The organism is Paenibacillus popilliae ATCC 14706 (assembly GCF_000315235.1).
GTDB classification, from domain to species: Bacteria; Bacillota; Bacilli; order Paenibacillales; family Paenibacillaceae; genus Paenibacillus_B; species Paenibacillus_B popilliae.
Genome location: NZ_BALG01000162.1, coordinates 1 through 585, shown reverse-complemented (window position 1 = coordinate 585; position 585 = coordinate 1). Strand labels below are relative to the sequence as shown.

1 protein-coding gene is annotated in these 585 nt (G+C 49.7%); it reads right to left on the bottom strand.

Annotated features, from left to right (window positions below):
* On the bottom strand, window positions 1–564 hold a 564-nt coding region (locus PPOP_RS11470; protein WP_042228544.1), incomplete at its 3' end, for an IS256 family transposase.
* Window positions 565–585 lie beyond the last annotated feature (21 nt).

The following is a 585-nucleotide window of genomic DNA, read 5'->3' as shown; positions in this document are numbered from 1 at the left end:
CATATAAGCCGCTTTGTTCACGATGGCGCCGTCCTGCTTCACTTTGAAGTGGATTGCATCCAGGAACACGACAGCGTAAACGGTTTGCAACGGGTGATTCTGCCACTCCTTGATCAGTGGAACGATCTTGTTTGTCACGTTCGAGATCATCGTTGGCGAGACATCAATGCCATACAACGGGTGCAGGTGATCTTGAATCTCTCGCGTGCTGACACCCTTGGCGTAGAGTGCGATAATTTGGTCTTCGATGCCCGTTACGTTGGATTGATGCTTTTGGATAACCACCGGATCGAACTCGCCACGACGGTCTCTGGGAACCGTAATCTTCTGCTCGCCATACTCGCTTGTGATTGTCTTCTTACTTTTCCCATTGCGGCTATTGCTCGTCCGCTTGTTCTGCACATCATGCTTCTTGTAACCCAGATGGGTGTCCATCTCGGCCTCGAGCATTTCCTGCAACGTTTCTGCGAACAAGTCCTTTAAGGCATTCTGTGCATCCTGAGCGGTAACCAGGTTATTCTCTTTGATAAACGCTCGCAATTGCTCTTTCGTCCACAGTCCCATGTGTTCTCCACAACCTTTCTT